This is a genomic window from Amycolatopsis anabasis (assembly GCF_009765355.1).
GTDB lineage: Bacteria > Actinomycetota > Actinomycetes > Mycobacteriales > Pseudonocardiaceae > Amycolatopsis > Amycolatopsis anabasis.
Window position 1 is genome coordinate 235,108 of sequence record NZ_VTHK01000007.1, and the last position, 18,247, is coordinate 253,354.

Here is an 18,247-nt window from a genome sequence, read left to right on the forward strand (position 1 = left end):
CCCCGCGGGGTGTTTCAGGAAGCCAGTGGTGTCCGATCGGGCTTGAACTGGTCGAGGTAGAGCACCACGTCCTCGGTGGAGTGCTCGCCCCGGTCGCCGATGCGGCCCTGCTCCTCCTCGCCGGGGCGCGCGAGCGGCTTGGGCCGGTGCAGCCCTTTCATCTGTCCGGCCCGTCCGGTGACGAACGTGTTCTCGGCCAGCCGGTCCGCCACGATCGCGAGCAGATATTCCACGTCGGTCCAGGAATGCCCGTGCACCGCGCGGTGGAACGCGCTGGTCGGCGGGAGGTGTTCGATCAGCACGCGGAGGTGGCGCAGGGTGATCTGTCCGCGCCAGTACTCCGCGATCGGGTTACGCGGTGCGTAGGTGGCGCAGAGGGCGGCCTCTATCGCTTCCGGCGCTTCGCCGAGGAGGTCCGCCGCCGTGTAGGGCGTCCCTCCTCGTTCTCCTGCCGCATCTGCTGCATGTACTGGTTGATCGCCAGAATCACGTACCCGGCGCGGCCCCCGGCTTCGACGAAGCGCGCGTACTGGTCCTCACCGAGGTAGTACTCCGCGACCTCGACGTCGTTGTCCAGATCGAGCAGCCCGTCTTTCCAGTCGTCGGCCGCGGTGATGGGGTCGGTGCAAACCCACTCCTGTCCCTTGAACGTGAACGAGAAGGTGTCGGCCGAGCCGGTGGCTTCCTCGCGCTGGGCGAGGATCGCGTCCATGTCGATCGTGGCCACGGTGGTGTTCTCCATCTGGTGAGCGTCGGTGAGCGTGGGAAGGGGACCGATGTGGACCGCTCACCACATGTCCACATCGGTCCCCGCTTCGGGGGCGGGTCAGCCAGCCGGAGGCGGAGCTGTCGGAAGCTCCCAGCCTTCCTTGTAGACCCGCAGGGCGGAGTAACCGTCCGAGCCGGGGTAGGCGGTGATGGTCACCTCGTACCCGATCAGGGTGTCGGACTTGTAGGTGATCTCGCCGCGCTCGGACACCTCGGCCATGGGCAGGAAAATGCGGCGGTGGTAGATACCGTCGATGACGTCGATGCCGAAGCATCGAAGGTCGCGGTCCGGCTTACCTTCCTCCACAAAGGACACCACAGCGTCCTTGCCGGTGCCGGTCTGCTTCATGTCCGCCAGCCCGACGCGGTAGAACAAGCTGATGGTGTCGAACTTCGATTCCCAGAGCGTGGCCTGGTAGGTCTGCGTGGACTTCGTGATCTCCGCCCGGATCGGGGTCGCGGACTGCCACGGAGTGAACTCCTCCTTGTCCTCATCCCTACCCTCAACGATCCCGTCGTCGCTGATGTAGCCGAGGTCCCTCATCGCCGCGTCCCACGGCGTCATCGCCGTCGCGCTCGGCGCGGTGGTCCCCAGGGGGCCGACGTAGAGCGCCCCGGTCACACCCAGGCGCGCGAGAGCAGAGTTCAAAGCCACGGGTATCTCCCTTGAAATGCGGAGCCCCGGGTGAGCGAGCGGGGTGCGGATAGTGATGGCAGGGCCAGGCTGAATGCTGTCCCTCTGTGTTCGCGTACACGATCGAGTACCGGATACGTGGCGTCGCGTACCACGCGCGCCGCAGAGCCGAGCTAACCCACCGTCTAGCAGGTACGGCCAATCGAAGGTTTACATCCACGAATACGTGAATATCCTTCAAACGAACGTCATCGCGCTGTTATGTTCGTTCCACATGTCCTCGGATTAGAGCGAGTCTCACAGGGCACGGGAGAGAATGTCATGACAGTCAATACGGTGACGAAGCGGATCGCTGTTGGGTTTGCAATCGCTGCTTTCGGTGCTGCTGGTTACCTTGTCGGCAACGCTGCTACCTCTACGGCGGCTCCGGCACAGGCCCCCACACCTCCCAAGATCGTCAAAGGGAACGATGTTGGGACCAATGAATTGTCTTTCGCGAAATGTCCGGACGGAACCGCGCTCATCGGCGGCGGCTACGCGTCTGATGGCGTTCAGTCCGGCCCTGTCATTGGCGGCAAGTCATATGACGCCTACATCAAAGCAAATGCGCCTTCTCTTTCGCGACCGAACACCTGGGCAGCCAAGATCGACGTGCCTGGTGGGACCATTGCCGCATATGCTGTCTGCGCCACTGGTTAAAGCTACTTGAGCACCTTCCCGCAATAGGCGGCGATTTAGTCAGCCCGGATGGTGAGTTCGGTGGTCAGCCCGCTTCGGCGGACCGAGGGGTTGTAGTCGGGGCGCCAGGCCGGACCGGCGGGCTCGGCGACGTCGGTGACGTGGCCCCACTGGTTGCCCTGCCCGATCAGGTCGTGCAGGTGCCCGGAGACCTGCGTGGCGAGATCCGTTGCGGCGGCGCGGGTCGTGGCGTACACGTCGAGGTCGATTCGGGGACGCCACAGCAGCGGTCGACCGTGGTTCCACGGACGACCCTGCTTTGGCCCCGGCAGGCAGGTGACCTGGACCGTGGGGAGCTGCTGCTCGAACCGCGCGGGCAGCTCGGCCACCACGCGGATTCCGTCGAGGCGCCCGGCGAGCCAGGCCACGACCAGGGCCTCAACGTCGATCATTTCTCAGCGGCCTTGCCCGGCGGCGTCATCTTGCGGGCGCCGGTCTTCGCGTCGTTCTCGTCGCCGACGTAGCGGGCGCGTCCCTCGTTGACCAGGACGGCCGCCTGGTCGTCGTCCAGGTCGATTGTCTTGCCGACCCGCGTGTCATCGCGGTCGAACGCGATAATCACCTTGGCCACAGTGGACTCCTTCTACTTGCTGCCGATCGCGCGCCCCAGCGCGCGATGGCGGGGAACGTCTTCGGTGCCGAACTCACCGAACTTGTCGGTGTGCGTGACCCGGGCGTAGCTGCGGCCCCTCGGGCGGATGCCTTCCTCCACGGTCACCTCCGCGTCCACTCCGGCGGCGGCGAGGTTGGCGCGGGTGCGGTCGGCGACCTGCTCGGCCACGCCCCGGAGCCGGGCGCGCAGCCCGGGGAGGCGCATGAGCTTGCGGAATTCGCGGTGGGACAGAGCCATCAGCCGCTCACCTTCTGAATGTCGACTTCGCAGTGGTGCACCGCACCGAGCCGGATGGGGTGCGGCCAGCGCGCGATCTCCCCGATGACTTCGCAGGTGCGACCGGCCCACTCGATCCGGTCGACCGGGGTCACGTCGAGGTCCATTCCGGCCGGGGTGTAGATCCGCCAGCCGGTCGTCACCATGTCCCGGGCATCGGCGCTGCTCTCGGTCGACGAGCGCGGCTGCACGCACACCCCGTTGACCACCTGCCGGGTTCCGGCCGCGTAGTCCAGCACGTCCGAGCCGTACCGGTCTTGGGTGACCAGCGGCCGGACGATGGTGATGGTGTCGCCGAAGATCACGGGAGGTCCCCGCGGTTGAGCCGATAGCGGTCCACCGCGCGTGTCCAGGACTCGGGCATGGTCCCGGCCGGGGACGAAAAGGACAGCGATTCGCCGCCCACGGTCATGGCCGAGATGCCGGGCTGCACGGTCAGCAGGTACCGGGCTTCGGTCATCACCGCGTCCGCGATGTCCTCGGGGACCGGCTCGTACCCGTGGGTGTAGACCACGCGCACCACGTCCAGCTCGTCCGGCCAGCCGGTCGCCCGCCGGAGCTGCCCCTGTCGTGACCAGGTGAAATCGGTGACCGGCTGGCCGTCAACCTCGACCGTGGTCACGGCCACCACGGGCGCGGCCGGGAGCGTGAGCACCGTCCCGCCGGTCCCGTCGAGCCACACTTCTTCGTCGGCCACACGCGACACGGGATGGCGCACCTCGCCCCGGAACCGCGCCGACGCCGAGGCCACGGCATCGGTCACGGCGGCGTCGTCGACGTCACGGCCGGTCCAGCGGGCGACGACGGCCGGGTCAGCCAGCAGCGGAAGGGGCATGGTCGTCGCCCTCCGCGCCGGAGCTGCTGCCGGCGGAATCGCCGGAGATCAGGCCCGTCTCGACGTAGCGCGCGATCGCGAGCAGGTCGTCCGTCAGGGGCGCCTCGCCCGGGACCGCGCGGGCGGCGGCGGACACGCACGCGCACCGGACCTGCTGGGCCGGGGTGAGTTGGCCGTCCAGCTCGGGCATCGCCCTACTCGCCGGTCTTGTTGCGCGCCGTCCGCGCCTTGGTCTGCGCGTCGGTGCGCTTGGCCTCCGGCTCGTTCTCGACCAGGGTGCCGCCGAGCCGGGCAGCATCCTCTTCGGACAGATTCATGGTGGTCTCGTACCCGTTCACGGTCACGCGGTACTCGCGTAGTTCCGCCATGGCTGGCGCCTCCTCGATTCGCTCGTCGACGCCGACCGTGGTCGTGGTCATCCCGCACGAGAAATCGTGGCTTCCGCAGACGGGGCAACCGATCGGGTCGGGCATCGGCGCGGGTTACAGGGTGACCTTGCAGAACGCGGACGGCTGGATGATGCCGAACGCGGCGCGCATCTCGGCCAGGATCGCGACCAGGTTCCGCACGAAGAAATCCGCGTGGCTGTCGGTCACGGTCAGGCTGGCCTGCTGGCGGTCCCACAAGATCGCCTTGCGGAAGTCGCCCACCCACGGAGTTCCCGGAATCGCGGCCTCGGACTCGACCACGGGCAGGTTCCAGAGCCGCTGCGCCAGGTTCGCGCCGAACGGGCCGTCCCCGTAGAACCGCCCCTGGTTGTCCGAGATCTCGTCGAGGGATTCGAGGTCGTTCGGGTGGATGACGACCGCGTTGGCGACCGAGCGGCCCACGGTGCGGATCTTGGTCTTGGCCCGGCGCACCGCGAGCAGTTTGCCGAACCCGGCCGGTTTCCCGGCCGGATCGGGCACGGCGGGCTGGGTCTGTGTACCGGACACACTGGCCAGACCCTCGAAGTTCTCGCCGATCCCATCCCCGGCGATCATCTGGTCCTCAAGCTCTTCCTCGAGCCCGGTCTCCAGGAACGAATCGATGAGCGTGCGCACCTGCGCGGCATCGGACAACGCGCGCTTGGTCGCCGGAATCCAGTGCGCGATCGTCCGCACGGGCGTGGTGACCCGCACCGTGGAGAAGCCCGACTCGGGTTTCACGCCCGCCTGCGTGGGAGTGACCGCGGGCTCGCCCGACCCGACCGGCGCGGACGTGACGGCCTCCGGGACCGGTGCGGCCCGGTTGTTCCAGCCCGTGATGCGGGTGTACTCGATCTGGTCGGAGGTCGTGGTGCCGCCGGTCACGAGCTGCCGCAACGTGAGCGGCCGGAAGAACTGCTCCGGGCCGACCAGGACGCCCCGGTAGTCCTCGGTGCGGAACGCGCCGCCGGAGGTCGGGGACGCCCCGGTCACGAGTTCCTTGTAGCCGACCGGGCGGGACTGGACCCGCATGTCCTTGGCGAACATCCCGTTCGGCGCGGACTTGAGCAGGTCCTGGTACTGCTCGGAGGTGATGAACGTTTCCCCGATGCTGGCCGTGCCGGACCGGTAGCCGTCCTGTTCGGCCTGTGCCCGCCGGTCCTTGGCTTCGGCCTGACCGTCGATCAGGCCCACGGCGTCCCCGAGGTCCTGAATGGCCGCGCGGACGTTGCTGTCGGCCTTCGCGGTGTCGAGCGCCTTCTTCACCTCCTGCGCCTTGCGCATGGACTCGGTGACCTCGGCGCGCTCCTCGTCGGTGAAGTCTCGGCCCTCGTCATCGGCCTTGACGGCGATGGCGTTGGCCTTCTCCAGGTGCGCCTTCAGTTCCTCGGTAAGCCGCGCGATCTTGTCGCTCATGGGTTCCTCAGTTCGTGTGCGTTGGTGCGCGCAGACGAATCGAGGCGGTTCCTCGCGCTGCTGGCGAACCCCGTGGGCGGGGTCGCGGACAGGCGGGCGTGGCCTGTTCTGTCGTCTCCTTCTGTCAGGCGGTGAGCGTGTTGGGATCGGCGACGCCGTTGAGCGCCGCCAACTGGACGCGGAGCGGGGCTGGCTGGCCAGCGGGCCGGGCGGGCGGCGCCGACTTCTCGTCGGTCGTCGCGGGCTCGGCGGGCGTGGCGGCCTTCCCGTCCTCGTCGGTCTTCAAGGCGGACAGCACGGTCTCGATAGCGCTGGTGCCGTCCGCGATCTTCTCCAGGGCCGCCCGCAGAGCGGATTCATTCTTTGCCGAGAGCACTCTGCCGGCCTTCTCGCCGGGGGTGTGCTCGGCGGCCTCGGCCCGGCCGGGGGTGGACTTGAGTTCCGGGGGCTCCACGTCGGCGTCGCGCAGGTGCCGGGCGAGGTGGTTGTACACGCCCTGGCGGTCGGCGTCCGGGATGGTGGTGCCGGTGCGCGAGCCATTCAGGACGGCGATGCCGGTGGTGCAGGCTTGCAGATTCGCCGCGCCCACCTCGCCGTCGCTGCTCACGTTGTGGTGGATGAACTTGTAGCTCGACTTGGCGTCCGGGTCGCCGTCTGGGTCCTGCCAGGCGAACGCGCGCCGGTAGACCTGCCCGCCCGCGTCGTTGGACAACCTGGCCTCGTTGGCCGGGCCGTCCCACGCGCCGTCATCGGTCGCGGTCGAGTGCGGCCCGATCGCCGATTTCACCGACAGCAGCTCGGTGTCGGAGTTCGCGCCGATCAGCGTCGGCCCGACCTCGTACAGCCGCAGCTTGCGCAGCTCGTAGTACCCCTCGCCCGCGGCGTCGTCGTCCTCCGACTTCGCGTCGACCCAGCCGCCCTCTTGAATGTCGTAGGCGAAGGAGAACTGCCGCACGCGCTTGCCCTTGAGCAACCGGTACACCTTGCGGGCCTTGGGCTCGTCCAGGTCGATGCGGGCACGAACCCACAACCCCTCCTCGCGTTCCTCGGCTTCCTCGACGTAGCCGATGTGGTAGTCCGGGTCGTGGGACATGTGCGACCACAGCACCGGAATCGGGTTACCGGACTCCTGCCACTCGGCGAGCGTGTCGGCGAACGCGCCGGGCCGGATCTTGTCTCCCACAGAGTCCACGTTGTACGCGGCGACGATCGCTTCGAACACCCCGTCGTCCGTGCCGTCCTGCTCCCCAGCGGCCTTGATCCGGACCGGGCACGTCTTCACCTTCATGCCAACCCCTCCAGCAGTTTCAGCGTCCGATCACGCGTCGCCTTCGGTTCCGGCGCGGTGTCGGTCGGGCTGGCCTGCCCGCCAATCAGGACATTCAGCGGCGTCACCAGCTCATCGCCCCCGTCCACCTGCGGCAGGTTGACCCGGGCGCGGGCTTCGTTGCGGGTCATCCACGGGGCGCCGGTCGCGGTCTGAAGCTGGACCGCCTGCTCCTCGAAGCTGCCGCGCAGCTTCTCGCCGAGGTTGAATTCGAGGTAGATGTCCTGGGAGTCCTCGAAATCCGGGAGCAACTGGAGTTGCAGTTCCTCGGTGATCATCGTCAGCCACGGCCCGAGGGTGTCCTGATACAGGTTCCGGTGCTGTTCCTGAATATTGCTGTAGGTGGCGTGATCGAGGATGCCCACCATCGGCAAAGGTATGTGGTACGCGGAGGCGACTTCTTCCCGGGTGAGCTTGCGGGCTTCGATGTACTGTGCCGCCTCCGGTGTCACCGAGGCGGGCACGAAATCCATGCCGTCCTCCAAGATCGGCGTACCGCCCGCCTTGCCGCCGGTCCCGGTGTACTGGGCCTGCCAGGAGCGCCGGAACCGTTCCCGCGCGGGCTCGCCCCATTCCGGGGCGTCCAGCGGACGCTTGAGGTAGCCCATGAGCCGGGCGCCGTTGCGCCAGAGCTGTTCGCGGTACTGCGAAGCCTGGTACTCCTCGGACAGGGTGCGGCGCAGGGTCTCCATCGGCGAGCAGCCCCACCGGTTGTCGGTGGGGTTGTAGCCCCGGAAGTGCACGATCTGCTCGGCCGGGATGTCGCGGTGGCCGGTGGTGCCCCGGTAGCGGTAGGTCTCGACCGTGAATTGGTTCGCGCTGATCGGGGTGACGAACCGCGGGTCGAGGCGCACCAGCCCCGGCGAGCCGAGGTTTGCCTTCGCGAGCAGGGCGTTGTCGTAGATCGCCAGGTCCGACACGAGGGCTTCGATCAGCCGGTAGCGGGTGGTGAACCCGTTCGGCCTCGCCAGCAGCGCCGCGACCGGATGGTCCGAGATCCGCACGCGGTCCACATCGGACATGCGCCGGTACACGTGGATGCCGAGCTGCGCGATGTTGCGCGCGAGGAAGGACACCACCGTGCGCACCTGCGGCTGGGTCTTCCAGATCGTGGCGTAGTCCTGCGCGAGCCCGTCCGCGAGCGTGACGGACCCGCCGAGGGGGATGGTCGCGGTCTGGTACTGGTGGACCGAGGCCAAGACCCCTTGGGAGATCACGAACGGCATCAGGACCCCACGATCTGCACCCAGTTGATGCGGTCCCGTTCGATCACGACATCGCCGTCCATGCGCACGGGCTCGCGGCCCGGCTGGACGAGTTGCGCGGAGCGCAGCACGACGAGGCGGCGGTGCCTGCGCCACAGCACGCCCGTGATGGCCTGGTCGTCCACCAGCGACACCACGACGCGGCGGCGCGTGGCGATCACGCGGCCCCGGTATTCCTCGGTGACGTGCCAGATCACCGAGCACGCCAGCAGGACGAGGGCCACGGTGATGATGGCAAGCTCCACCGGCCCCGGCCCCCTTCACACGATTTCGAGGTCTCCGTGGTCGTAGGCCGAGCGGCGGGGCGGGGTGTAGTGGACCGCGCGATCCAAGCCCATGATCATCGCCACGATGCCGTCGATCTTGTCGCCGGAGTTCCGCTTGCTGGGCTTGACGTTCCCGGCCGCGTCCATCTCGACGGCGAAGTTGTCGATCTGCCAGCGGATCGCGGCGTTCCCGCCGTGCCGTAACCGCGGGCACTCCGCCGTGCCTTCGAGCGCGAGCCGCTGGAATTCCTTGGTGGGGCTGGACATGCTGCCGAACCCCTGGCGCATCTTGACCAGCGGCGCCCCGTCGCCGAGCAGGTCGGTCACGAGCTGGCTGGAGTTCCACGGGTCGTAGGCGATCTCCCGGACCCGGAACTGTTCGCGGTCGGCGTTGATCTGGGAGCGAATGTAGTCGTAGTCCGCGACATCGCCCGGGGTCACGTGCAACAGGCCACGCTGCACCCACACGGTTGCTTGCCCGGCGGTGCGGCGCTCGATCGCGGGCAGCGCGCCCTCGGGGCACCACAGCCGCCACAGCAGGTCGTGCCCGCCCGTGCAGTCCGGGAACACCCACGCCAGGGCGCACAAGTCAGAGGTGGAGGCTAGGTCGAGCCCGCCGTAGCAGACCCGCGCGGCGAGCTTGCGTTCGTCCACGATGGACGCGTTGCGGTCCCACACCTCCAGGTCGAGGAAGCGGGTCTGCTGCCGTGTGCGGATGCCGAGGTGCAGGCGCAGGAACTTCGCCAGGTCGGCCGGGGAGTTGTGGGCTTCCTTGGCCGCGTTCTTCAGGTACGCCTTCGATGGCGAGATGCCGTAGCCGGGGTTTGCCCGCTTCCACGTCGACTCGGCGAACGGATCATCTTCGCGGTCGGCCGCCCACACCACCCCGTACAGCGAGGGGTCCCGCAGCGCGCCCCGCGCGAGCTGTTCCACGTAGTGGCGCCGCCGCGCGTAGATCGTCGCCGTCCGGCCGTCGTCGGCCGTGGTGATTGTGAACACCAGCGGTTGTGTCCGGGAGCCGGTGCCGGTCTCCACTGCCTCCACCAAGTCCGGGGACTTGTGGACGTGCAGCTCGTCGATGATGGCGCCGTACACGTTCGCGCCGTGCAGAATGTCGGCCACCCGCGACACGACCGCGAAGTACGAGCCGCTGGGCTGGTGGATGATCCGGTGCTGCAACGCCTTGACGTACGGCGACAGCGCCGGGGACTTCTCGGCGAGCTGCTTCACGGGGTCGAAGCAGTACCGGGCCTGATCCCGGCCGGAGGCGACCGCGTAGACCTGCGCGCCCTGCTCGTGGTCGGCGGCGGTCAGGTAGGTGGCGATCCCGCCCGCGAGCGTGGTTTTCCCGTTCTTGCGGGGGATGTCCACATAGGCTCGCCGCGTCACCCGGACCCATTGGCCGTCCTCGTTGCGGTACACCCACCCGAAGACGGGCGCCAGGATGTAGGCGACTTGCCACGGATCCGGGACGAGCGGGCGGCCTGCCCATTTGCCTTGGGTGTGGCGCAGCCGGGAGAACACGTCGAGCACCCGGTCTACCCGGGCCGGATCGAACCGTGCGCCTCGCCGCGCCCCTCCCTCCGGGGTCTTAATCGCGGGCGGGCAATCCGGCAGGCCGATGCCCCGCGAGTGCAGGTACCACCCGACCTCGGGCGAGATGTTCAGGCGTTCCAGCGTGGCGCGGCTCGGCGGGCGTTTAGCCGGTGCCCGCGAACGGGTTGGCTTCGTCGCCACGGCCGGCCCCGTCCTTCTGCTCGATCCGTGTCCGCGCGGACGGGGTCAGGCCGAACTCCTGCGCGAAGGCGCGGATCACGTGTGCGGAGTCCCGCTGAATGACCAGTGCGGGATTGCGCACGTACCCGCCGTGCACTCCCTTTTGAAGCACCCCGGTCTTGGCGACGACCACCGAGGCGCGGCGGTGCGCGACCACGGCTTCGCAGTAGCAGAGCAGGGTGTCGCGGTCGCAGGCGTGCGCGATGCCCATCGCGTCCAGCTCGGCCACCGTGTAGTCCCAGATCTCCCGGACGGCATCGGACACATCGTCCGGACACTCCGGCCGCCCCGGGCGCGGGATCGGCTCGTGGTGGTTGTACCGCTCGGTGTGCTTGTCACCCTCGATGATCCGCAGCGCGGTCGGCTTCGGCGGCACTCCCCGGCGTCCCATATTCAGCCTCCCTGGTGCAGGGCCATCAGCTGTGCCCGCAGCTCGGGGTCGGTGGCGAAACGGCCGGTCACGGAGGTGGTCAGCATCGACGCGCCGGGCTTGCGGACCCCGCGCTGGGTCATGCAGCCGTGCTCGGCCCGCACCAGGCAGGCCGACCCCTCGGTCTTGAGGTGCGTGTCCAGGGCGTCGGTGACCTGGTAGGTCAGCTGCTCCTGCACCTGGAGGCGGTGCGCGAAGATGTCGAGCAGGCGCGGCAGCTTGCTCAACCCGACCACGGGCGCCCCGGCGACCGGCAGGTAGGCGATGGTCGCGGTTCCGGTGAACGGCATGAGGTGGTGCGCGCAGCAGCTCGTGAACGGCACGCCCGTCACGGCGATCATGCCGTCCGAGCGGTCGACGGGGAACGTGCGCGACAGCACGGTTTCCGGGTCCTGGTCGTAGCCGGAGGTCAGCTCCGCCCAGGCTCGGGCCACCCGGCCGGGGGTGTCGCGCAGGTTCGGATCGTCGGGGTCGAGCCCGCGGTCAGCCAGCCAGGAACGAATCCCGGCGGTCAGGTCGGCGTTCATCGGCCCCTCTCGTTTCCCCACGCCAGCACATGCAGCCGTGTCCCGAGGTTGAAGCCGTGCTCGACCACCCGGTCAGCCAGGATCTTGGTGTGCCCCACGATGGTGTCGACGCTGGTTCCCTCGGGCGAAATCCACACGTTGCCCGGCCCCATCTCGTACCGGTGGACCAGCTCGGCGGCCTCGTCCACATCGGCTGGTGTCGCGCACACGAACTTGAAGCTCGCCCGCGCCGACTCGACCAGCGCCGTCAGCACCTCGGGCCGGATACGACGCTCGGCCGGGTCACCGGAGTGCGCCAGCTTCGGCGAGACGTTGAACCGGACATTCAGGTCGATGTTCAGGGTCGCGGGCGTGGGCGCGACGGTGCCGTTGGTCTCGATCTCGATGTCCACTCCGGCTCGCCGCAGCGCCCACAGCAGCCGCGTCCACCCGGGCTGGTGCTGGTGCAGCAGCGGCTCGCCCCCGGAGATCACCACCAACCCGGGGTCCCCGACGAGCGCGCGGTCCACAATGTCCCGCACCGGTTTGCGCGCCAACTCGGCGCGAAGGTCGTACCGGGAGCCGTCCCACGTGTACGGGGTATCGCACCAGGAACACGCCAGGTTGCAGCCGCCCAGCCGGACGAAGCTGGCCCTGCGGCCGGCGGTCGGGCCTTCGCCCTGCACCGTGGGTCCGAACACCTCGGACGCCACGAGCGTGTCCGCTGTGGCTGGAGCCGAGACGCCGGTCATGCGCTCCACCCGGCCCGGTTGACGTGGGTTTCCTGGACCTCGACCGCGGTCACGCGGGCGCCGGGCATGTGCTCCAGCTCGCCCAGGAGCCCGTCCGCGACCTCGGCCAGATGCCCCGCCACGTTTTCCACGGTCGGCCACCCCGACACCTCGTACACCTTGCAAGCCGCTTCGCGCAGGACCGGAACGAGCGGGTCGTCCGGGCCGAGCATGACCCCGTGGTCCAGGTATTCATCAATCCAGGAGCGGAGTGCCCGCTTGAAGGGGCCGAACTCCACGACCACCCCGGCCGCATCCGTGGCCGGGGCGGTCACGGTCACCTCGGCCCACCACGAGTGCCCGTGCAGCGAGACGCACTTGCCCGGCAGATGCGGGAGCCGGTGCGCGGTCTCGAAGTTGTGGCGGACGGTCACGGTGGCGGCCATTCAGGACACCTCCGTCACGATCGCGCCGGACTCGCCGTCCTCGGACACCTCGACCCGGCTGGGGGTGAGGTGACAGTCGTTCTGTAGGAAGGTCCACAACTCCCGCGCCAGGTCTTCGCAGCTCGCCGGGCCGCATTCGCGGGTACCCGGTCCCCACCACGTCCGGATCAGGTCTTGCAGGTCGTGGAATTCCACGTCCCGGTCGTCGTGGGCCACGGGCACGTGCACGGTGAGGTGGAACAGGTGCCGGTGCCGATCGGCCAGATAGGACCGTGGCCCGGTCGCGTTCGGCCAGCGGTGAAAGCCCGGCGCGGTGACGCGGGTCCACACGGTGGTGCTCATCGTGGTGAAAGCTCGCCTTCGCGTTCGTGGCGCGGAGGGTGCGGTACCGCGCCGAATTCGGTGTGCAGGGCTTGCAGCGCCTGCCAGGTCTGCAAGGTGTGTTCCATGACGTCGGAGTGCATCTGGCACGCCTCGTCTCGGTGCGCCCCGGCGCCGTAGAGGAACCGGTGCCCGAGGTCGCCGAGCCTGCGCAGCGCCGCCGACTCGGTACGCACGGCCGGGTACCGCAGGCTGTTCAACCACGAGCTGGAGTCGCAGGAGTCCGGCGGGCACGGAAGGCACCACTCCGAGGCGGACAGGCCGAGCACGTGCACCCACAGATCGGGGTACTCGCGGCGGCGTTCCCACATGGTGTGCAGCAGCCGAATCCGCGTCGGATGGTTGGCCTGCACCACGTTGCCGAAACACAGCCGGTCGTAACCGCGGGCCAGCTCGTCGAAGTAGTCCCACCCGTCGTTCAGCGGGTGGTACACGGGGATCGGGTTCAACCCGAGGTCGTGAAGTCGTTGCCGGGTGCGGCGTTTGTTGTCCCGCCCGCCCTGGTCCAGCTCGATGTAACCCCAGAGCTGATCTTCGTACCGTGTGGCCAGTTCCACGTACCGGTCGAACAGCCGGTCAAACCCGGTGATCTCGTCCGGCGCCAGGTTCAGCGCCTCGTCCATCGTGCAACCGACCGTGCGCTTGTGCTCGTTGGTCAGGTTGAAAATCCCGGAATCCATCAGGATCACGTGCCCCTCGTCCAGCAGCCGCGCGAGCCGGTTCTCCTGGCTGCGGTGGTACAGGTCGTTGACCGCGAGCAGCATGTGACGCGGGTAGATCGGGGACTCCCCGGCGGCGAAGTAGATCGGCGCGGCGTGCGGGTCGAACCGCCCGCCAGCGGTGGCGATCACGCGGCACGCCCGGCGGCCGGAGTGGACAGCATCGGCTCCTCACCCGAGATGCGCTTCCATTTCGTCAGCAGCCACCCGGCCAGGTACGGCAACGGTTGCACCATCACCACCCGATGCGCCTCGGCTTTCTCCGTGAACGGGGCGAGCATCGTCGGGTACGGCCAGAACACATCCCCCTCGCCAAGCAAAGGTGTCCACAGTGGCCAGCCCGTGTGCACGTCCGCGACCACCAGCGCGTGACGCCCCACGCTCCAGACCTGCCCCGGCGCGGTCTCGTAATCCGGCTCGCCCACAGTCAGCCCGGCCAGCCGCAGCGCATCGCCCTTTCCGGGCTGCTCGCCATCGTCGTCGGACTCCTCCGAACTGGCGGTCAGCGTGTCCTCCAGGGCGGCCAGGTCGTCGGCCTCGTACCCGGTCAGGTCCAGCATTTGCGCCTCGCCGAGGTCGTGCAGCACCTCGGCCAACAGATGGTCGTCCCAGCCGCCTTTCACGGTGAGCTGATTCGAGGCGATCAGGTACGCCTCGGCGTCGTCGTCCGAGCGCGATGACCAACCGCGGATGACCGGCATGAGCCACTGGCCGTCCTCGTCCACCCGGACACCCTCGGGCGCGTCGCGACCTTCGGCCGCCCACGCGAGCAGTTGTTCGTGACGGCCGTGCCCGGCCACCAGCCGCCCGGTCCGCTCGTCGATCAACGGCAGCTCCGCGAGTCCAAAATGGCCGATGGACCGGCCGATGCCCACGGTGTCGTGTCCCTTCGGGTTACGGGGCGCGGCCTCGATGTCGGCGATGGGCACGTACTCCACGTACCGGTCGGTCATAACACTCCTGTTCGTGATCCCTCCGAACGTCGCAGGGACCGCGCTTGTCCGCTCGGCGCGGATGCGGTGACGATCGGTGGTGTTCACGGCACGTGGACACCACTCGGACAGGAAGAAGACAAGGACATGACCGGCACAACTCGTCGCCAGATCACCTTTACTCGCAAGGACGCCACGGGTGAGGTCATCGAAATCGTTACCCGCCCAACAGGCACCACGGTCTACGTCGGCAACGTCACGAGCCGCCTGTGCACGCTCCGTGTGCCGGGCAGCCTGTTGGAACAGCGAGTGCCCTTGACCGAAGTCGAGCCGGTCTAATCTCCGAACAACGAGCAACCCTCACGGTTACCCGTGGGGGTTTCATTGTATTCACGAACGGGACGTACTGGTGAGCGTCGGATTCCTGATCGTGACCGCACGAACGGCTCAACGAATACCTTCCGATCTCGCTTGTCTCGGGCGCGCGACCGCGTCGAAGGTTGTTGTCAACGGGGGGGCACACAGGCCCACCACCAACACCAAGGAGGCACCAGAAATGGCCACCAACACCACCCGCAAGACCGCAGCCAAGACCGCCCCCAAGGCGGCCGACAACACCGGCAACACTACCCCGGCCAACGACGCGATGGCCGTAATCAACGACAACGCCAAGCGCGGCAACGGCGACCTCTACGGCCAGCTCGCGCAAGGCGCCACCGAGGCCGAGGCCATGCCGACCCCCACCAAGGGTAACGGCAAGCCGAACCCGCTGGCCGAACTGGTCCTGACCAGCTTCACCGAGAACAAGGTCTACTCGCTGCCCCCGGTGGAGTACGACGAGAAGACCGTGGCCCAGATCAAGGCTGCCGTTCGACGGGCCGCCGCGAGCAAGGGACTCGGCGTGAACGTCCGCCACCAGGTCCAGGAGGACGGGCAGACCGTCATCTACTTGCAGGGCAAGAAGAAGTCCGTTCGCTAATCCCTTGGGCCGAAGCCCCCACGGGCAACCGTGGGGGCTTCACCTTACGTGCCAACGATTCTCACGATCGGTGGCGTGGTCTACGGAACACGATTGGAACCGAATATCTCTGGTCCGACCGCGCCGAGAGAGCTGATCCTGGGATCACCAAGAAGGACCCGGACAGAACGGAACACCACAATGAGCACCAGCACTACGCAGGACGAGCCCCGCGACTTGAGCGCACTCTCGGACGAGAACCTGGTTTTCCTCGCCCGCGACTTCGTTGAAGTCATTGAAAACGGGATCGCGTACAACAACCTGACCGTCGAGGAATCGGCGGCCCTGGCACGCGACTGCCTGGCCAATGTGGTCACCGAACTGCACTCTCGCGCACTGGAGATCGCACGGAACGAGCAGGACCCGCGCCGCCGCGACCAACAGGCATACGCGGCCGAGATCGTCTCCGGCGAGTGGGAGCAGGAGATCCCCGACGAAGACGGCACCGACGTGTGGTCTTTCTCCAGCGAATACGGAGACCGCGCCGAGGACTACTACGCCGAGGTAACCGGCCACGGCCCGTCCGAATGGGCCGTGGGCGAGTGCTTCCCGGCTGGTCGCCTGCTGGAGACCGGCAAGGCGGAAACGCTGAAGCAGGCACAGCACGACGCCGAACAGGCGTGGAAGCGAGCGGTACAGGACGACCTGAGCTGATACCCGACGGAGGATCTCGCGCGCCCCGCGTGGGAGACCCTCCGTTCGTTCCATGCCAACGATTCCGTGCGCCGTCGCGTGGCCCACGGAACACGATCGGAACCGAAGATCGCTGGTCCCGATCGCACCTAGGCGTCGAAGATTAAGGCACACAAGGAAAACGACCCGGACAGGAGATCGCTACCATGAACCCCGACGACAACCCGTTAGCCAGCTTCACCACAGAGGGCCTGGCGCAGATGGCACGCGAGTACGCGACCGGCATCGAAAACGGGGTCGAGTACAACAACCTGAACGTCGCGGAGTCTGCACATCTGGCACGTGAGTGCCTGGCGTACATCGTCACCGAACTGCACCGTCGTGCACTGGAGAACGAGCGTGACGAGCAGGATCTTCGACACCGACTCACGATGGAGTCCACCGAGAACCTTCGACGTCTTGCCGATGCGGCTGACGCTACCGCGCACGAGGACGACCCCTGGCACTTCACGCGCCGAGTCCGGATCATTCGCGACGAGCTGCGCAGGCGGGACGACCGGTCGTTGCCGGTCACACACGACAGGTTCGAGGACCAGTGACCCGCCAACCACCCGAGGGCAAGCGGGAGCTGGCCGAGATGATCGCGCTGCGCGCGCGGGTGAACTGCCGGACCGCGCGCACCCTCCCGGACGACAGTAAGGCACCCGTTCCGGTCACCCGGCTCCGCCTCGAAGAGGTCGCCACCGAGTTCACCAACTCGCCCCGCTACCGCGACACCGAACTGCCCGCGCTGCGCACGATCATCACCGCGTGCAAACAGCAGGCCGCCGCCGCGCCCGACCTCGACATCCTCGACCTCAACTAGCGACTGCTCCCCGGAAGCCCCCATGCCGAGCGTGGGGGCTTCCTTGCGTTCGAACGTCGGCCGGTCCGCCCGCACCGGCCGAGCGGGTCCCACCTTGCACGGCAGCTCGAGCACGAACTGAGTTGGCGAAACGCGGGACGCCACGAGGAACACCACCGGCGCGGTCTGGGGGCCGCGCGGCCCTCGTGATGGCGACCCCCTTGCCCCGCCGAGCTCGGCGACGTCGCCCGCGGGCGAGCCAAGGGCACCGCGATCAAGCACCCGTTCGGCTCCTGCTCTCGCGCGGCGCTGCGGGGAGATCCTTTAGGAGATCGGAAAGCCGATCGAGACCCGGACACAAACCCAGGAGGAAGTCATGGAAAACGCAACCGGCAACTACCAGGAATTCGACTACGACGCCTTCGAGCAGCAGCAGGCGGAACGCCGCAAGAAGAACGTCGCGAAGGCGATCGAACAGCTCCCAACCCTGATCGAGGAGGAAGGCGAGGTTGGTGTGTGGATGCGCTACCTGGAAGACGGCGAAGAACGCGAGGCCGCTGGCGAGGTGTTCGCACTCGGCGACGGCACCCTTAACTGCAAGTTCGACATGGAGGTTGACGTTCTCTTTGAGGACATCGTAGACATCACTCTCGACTGATTAGCAAGGCGTCATCCCCACGGGCATCCGTGGGGATTTCCGTTGCTACCACCGTAGAAGACACCGACCCATGGCTACGCGACAACGACGGCTAAGCACCCGACTGGCTCCTGCTCCCGGGCGGCGCTACGCGGAGATCCTTTCCAGGACCGGTTAACCGGTCGAGACCCGGACAAGGACTGAAGGAGCTAGGCGCATGTTGGAATTCATCTGGGACGGCGTGGTGCTTCCCGCGATCTACCAGTTGTACGAGTGGTGGAGCGTGATCACGTTCGGCAACAACCCGATCATCGGGTTCTCCTACGCGGGAGTCGCCATCGTCGTGATGGTGGCCGGTGTAATGTCGGGCAGACGCCAGAAGCGCAGCGTTGTTCTCTGCGAGAACGAACATGAGGACTGGGGGCCGAACGAAGGCTGCCGGGAGTTCATGACGAGTCCGGCGGCGATCCTTCCGTGCACTGGCCAAGCGATAGCGGTATTTACCCCCGTGCCGAACCTGTACGACCCGGAACCGACGCCGATGCGGCTGTGCGCGTATTGCGCAGAAGAGGTTGCACGCGAGATCGAAATGGTGCAGTACCCGATCGGCACGCTGGAGTACGACCGGTGACGTGACGATCGAGCTCCC

The 18,247-nt window shown here is 67.7% G+C and carries 30 protein-coding genes; 8 read left to right on the forward strand and 22 right to left on the reverse strand.

The features are described from left to right. Window positions 1-14 precede the first annotated feature (14 nt). The 3 genes from FXO23_RS12065 to FXO23_RS12075 form a co-directional block, all read right to left on the reverse strand. Window positions 15-302: a hypothetical protein gene (locus FXO23_RS12065; protein WP_158884000.1), complete on the reverse strand. Its 288-nt coding sequence runs from the start codon at window positions 300-302 to the stop codon at window positions 15-17. 83 nt (window positions 303-385) lie between these two features. Beyond that, the gene (locus FXO23_RS12070) at window positions 386-742 is read right to left on the reverse strand and encodes a hypothetical protein (RefSeq protein WP_158884002.1); all 357 of its coding nucleotides are present in this window, start codon (window positions 740-742) and stop codon (window positions 386-388) included. Window positions 743-826: 84 nt separating this feature from the next. Next, a complete protein-coding gene (locus FXO23_RS12075) occupies window positions 827-1,423 on the reverse strand; it encodes a phage tail tube protein (RefSeq protein WP_158884004.1) in 597 nt (198 codons plus the stop codon). Between the two features lie 300 nt (window positions 1,424-1,723). On the opposite strand from FXO23_RS12075, the gene FXO23_RS12080 reads away from it, so the two are divergent. Then, window positions 1,724-2,101: a hypothetical protein gene (locus FXO23_RS12080; RefSeq protein ID WP_158884006.1), complete on the forward strand. Its 378-nt coding sequence runs from the start codon at window positions 1,724-1,726 to the stop codon at window positions 2,099-2,101. Between the two features lie 35 nt (window positions 2,102-2,136). Here FXO23_RS12080 and FXO23_RS12085 read toward each other — a convergent pair whose 3' ends face one another. The 19 genes from FXO23_RS12085 to FXO23_RS12175 form a co-directional block, all read right to left on the reverse strand. Beyond that, window positions 2,137-2,532 carry a hypothetical protein gene (locus FXO23_RS12085; protein WP_158884008.1) on the reverse strand — a complete coding sequence of 132 codons (396 nt, stop codon included), beginning with the start codon at window positions 2,530-2,532 and terminating at the stop codon, window positions 2,137-2,139. Further along, window positions 2,529-2,711, reverse strand: a complete 183-nt coding sequence (locus FXO23_RS12090; protein WP_158884010.1) for a hypothetical protein — start codon at window positions 2,709-2,711, stop codon at window positions 2,529-2,531. The genes FXO23_RS12085 and FXO23_RS12090 overlap by 4 nt, the downstream gene beginning before the upstream one ends. Window positions 2,712-2,723: 12 nt before the next feature. Continuing rightward, window positions 2,724-2,990, reverse strand: coding sequence for a hypothetical protein (locus FXO23_RS12095; protein ID WP_158884012.1), 267 nt, complete (start codon window positions 2,988-2,990; stop codon window positions 2,724-2,726). After that, window positions 2,990-3,334, reverse strand: coding sequence for a head-tail adaptor protein (locus FXO23_RS12100; RefSeq protein ID WP_158884014.1), 345 nt, complete (start codon window positions 3,332-3,334; stop codon window positions 2,990-2,992). Before FXO23_RS12100 ends, FXO23_RS12095 begins: the two co-directional genes overlap by 1 nt. Next, window positions 3,331-3,864 carry a mobile element protein gene (locus FXO23_RS12105; RefSeq protein WP_158884015.1) on the reverse strand — a complete coding sequence of 178 codons (534 nt, stop codon included), beginning with the start codon at window positions 3,862-3,864 and terminating at the stop codon, window positions 3,331-3,333. The genes FXO23_RS12100 and FXO23_RS12105 overlap by 4 nt, the downstream gene beginning before the upstream one ends. Continuing rightward, window positions 3,842-4,054 (reverse strand): hypothetical protein, encoded by a 213-nt coding sequence (locus tag FXO23_RS12110; protein WP_158884017.1) that lies wholly within the window; start codon window positions 4,052-4,054, stop codon window positions 3,842-3,844. The genes FXO23_RS12105 and FXO23_RS12110 overlap by 23 nt, the downstream gene beginning before the upstream one ends. A 4-nt stretch (window positions 4,055-4,058) precedes the next feature. Beyond that, on the reverse strand, window positions 4,059-4,283 hold the full coding sequence (locus tag FXO23_RS12115; RefSeq protein ID WP_158884019.1) for a hypothetical protein: 225 nt from the start codon (window positions 4,281-4,283) through the stop codon (window positions 4,059-4,061). A gap of 63 nt (window positions 4,284-4,346) precedes the next feature. Further along, window positions 4,347-5,687: a phage major capsid protein gene (locus FXO23_RS12120; RefSeq protein WP_158884021.1), complete on the reverse strand. Its 1,341-nt coding sequence runs from the start codon at window positions 5,685-5,687 to the stop codon at window positions 4,347-4,349. 124 nt (window positions 5,688-5,811) lie between these two features. Then, window positions 5,812-6,975, reverse strand: a complete 1,164-nt coding sequence (locus FXO23_RS12125) for an HK97 family phage prohead protease (protein ID WP_158884023.1) — start codon at window positions 6,973-6,975, stop codon at window positions 5,812-5,814. Continuing rightward, window positions 6,972-8,240, reverse strand: a complete 1,269-nt coding sequence (locus FXO23_RS12130; protein ID WP_158884025.1) for a phage portal protein — start codon at window positions 8,238-8,240, stop codon at window positions 6,972-6,974. The genes FXO23_RS12125 and FXO23_RS12130 overlap by 4 nt, the downstream gene beginning before the upstream one ends. Continuing rightward, window positions 8,240-8,524: a hypothetical protein gene (locus FXO23_RS12135; protein ID WP_218951964.1), complete on the reverse strand. Its 285-nt coding sequence runs from the start codon at window positions 8,522-8,524 to the stop codon at window positions 8,240-8,242. The genes FXO23_RS12130 and FXO23_RS12135 overlap by 1 nt, the downstream gene beginning before the upstream one ends. 15 nt (window positions 8,525-8,539) lie before the next feature. Next, entirely contained in the window at window positions 8,540-10,282 is a 1,743-nt protein-coding gene (locus FXO23_RS12140; RefSeq protein ID WP_158884027.1) for a terminase large subunit, read from the reverse strand. Next, on the reverse strand, window positions 10,245-10,712 hold the full coding sequence (locus FXO23_RS12145) for a phage terminase small subunit P27 family (protein WP_158884029.1): 468 nt from the start codon (window positions 10,710-10,712) through the stop codon (window positions 10,245-10,247). Before FXO23_RS12145 ends, FXO23_RS12140 begins: the two co-directional genes overlap by 38 nt. 2 nt (window positions 10,713-10,714) lie before the next feature. Further along, the gene (folE, locus tag FXO23_RS12150; RefSeq protein WP_158884031.1) at window positions 10,715-11,278 is read right to left on the reverse strand and encodes a GTP cyclohydrolase I; all 564 of its coding nucleotides are present in this window, start codon (window positions 11,276-11,278) and stop codon (window positions 10,715-10,717) included. Then, complete coding sequence (locus FXO23_RS12155) at window positions 11,275-12,009, reverse strand: 7-carboxy-7-deazaguanine synthase QueE (RefSeq protein WP_158884033.1); 735 nt, start codon at window positions 12,007-12,009, stop codon at window positions 11,275-11,277. The genes folE and FXO23_RS12155 overlap by 4 nt, the downstream gene beginning before the upstream one ends. Next, on the reverse strand, window positions 12,006-12,434 hold the full coding sequence (locus FXO23_RS12160) for a 6-pyruvoyl trahydropterin synthase family protein (RefSeq protein WP_158884035.1): 429 nt from the start codon (window positions 12,432-12,434) through the stop codon (window positions 12,006-12,008). Before FXO23_RS12160 ends, FXO23_RS12155 begins: the two co-directional genes overlap by 4 nt. Continuing rightward, window positions 12,435-12,776, reverse strand: coding sequence for a hypothetical protein (locus tag FXO23_RS12165; RefSeq protein WP_158884037.1), 342 nt, complete (start codon window positions 12,774-12,776; stop codon window positions 12,435-12,437). Beyond that, window positions 12,773-13,666, reverse strand: a complete 894-nt coding sequence (locus FXO23_RS12170) for a hypothetical protein (protein ID WP_158884039.1) — start codon at window positions 13,664-13,666, stop codon at window positions 12,773-12,775. The genes FXO23_RS12165 and FXO23_RS12170 overlap by 4 nt, the downstream gene beginning before the upstream one ends. After that, a complete protein-coding gene (locus FXO23_RS12175; RefSeq protein ID WP_158884041.1) occupies window positions 13,663-14,487 on the reverse strand; it encodes a ParB N-terminal domain-containing protein in 825 nt (274 codons plus the stop codon). Before FXO23_RS12175 ends, FXO23_RS12170 begins: the two co-directional genes overlap by 4 nt. Before the next feature lie 66 nt (window positions 14,488-14,553). Between FXO23_RS12175 and FXO23_RS12180 the strand changes: the two genes are divergently transcribed. From FXO23_RS12180 to FXO23_RS12210, 7 genes are all read left to right on the forward strand, one after another. After that, window positions 14,554-14,805 (forward strand): hypothetical protein, encoded by a 252-nt coding sequence (locus FXO23_RS12180; protein WP_158884043.1) that lies wholly within the window; start codon window positions 14,554-14,556, stop codon window positions 14,803-14,805. 217 nt (window positions 14,806-15,022) lie between these two features. Continuing rightward, window positions 15,023-15,445, forward strand: a complete 423-nt coding sequence (locus tag FXO23_RS12185; RefSeq protein WP_158884045.1) for a hypothetical protein — start codon at window positions 15,023-15,025, stop codon at window positions 15,443-15,445. Window positions 15,446-15,520: 75 nt separating this feature from the next. Then, window positions 15,521-16,138 carry a hypothetical protein gene (locus tag FXO23_RS12190; protein ID WP_158884048.1) on the forward strand — a complete coding sequence of 206 codons (618 nt, stop codon included), beginning with the start codon at window positions 15,521-15,523 and terminating at the stop codon, window positions 16,136-16,138. 185 nt (window positions 16,139-16,323) lie between these two features. Further along, the gene (locus tag FXO23_RS12195; protein WP_158884050.1) at window positions 16,324-16,716 is read left to right on the forward strand and encodes a hypothetical protein; all 393 of its coding nucleotides are present in this window, start codon (window positions 16,324-16,326) and stop codon (window positions 16,714-16,716) included. Further along, complete coding sequence (locus tag FXO23_RS12200) at window positions 16,713-16,982, forward strand: hypothetical protein (RefSeq protein ID WP_158884052.1); 270 nt, start codon at window positions 16,713-16,715, stop codon at window positions 16,980-16,982. Before FXO23_RS12195 ends, FXO23_RS12200 begins: the two co-directional genes overlap by 4 nt. Before the next feature lie 355 nt (window positions 16,983-17,337). Next, window positions 17,338-17,619 carry a hypothetical protein gene (locus FXO23_RS12205; protein ID WP_158884054.1) on the forward strand — a complete coding sequence of 94 codons (282 nt, stop codon included), beginning with the start codon at window positions 17,338-17,340 and terminating at the stop codon, window positions 17,617-17,619. A gap of 196 nt (window positions 17,620-17,815) precedes the next feature. Next, a complete protein-coding gene (locus tag FXO23_RS12210) occupies window positions 17,816-18,229 on the forward strand; it encodes a hypothetical protein (protein ID WP_158884056.1) in 414 nt (137 codons plus the stop codon). Window positions 18,230-18,247 lie beyond the last annotated feature (18 nt).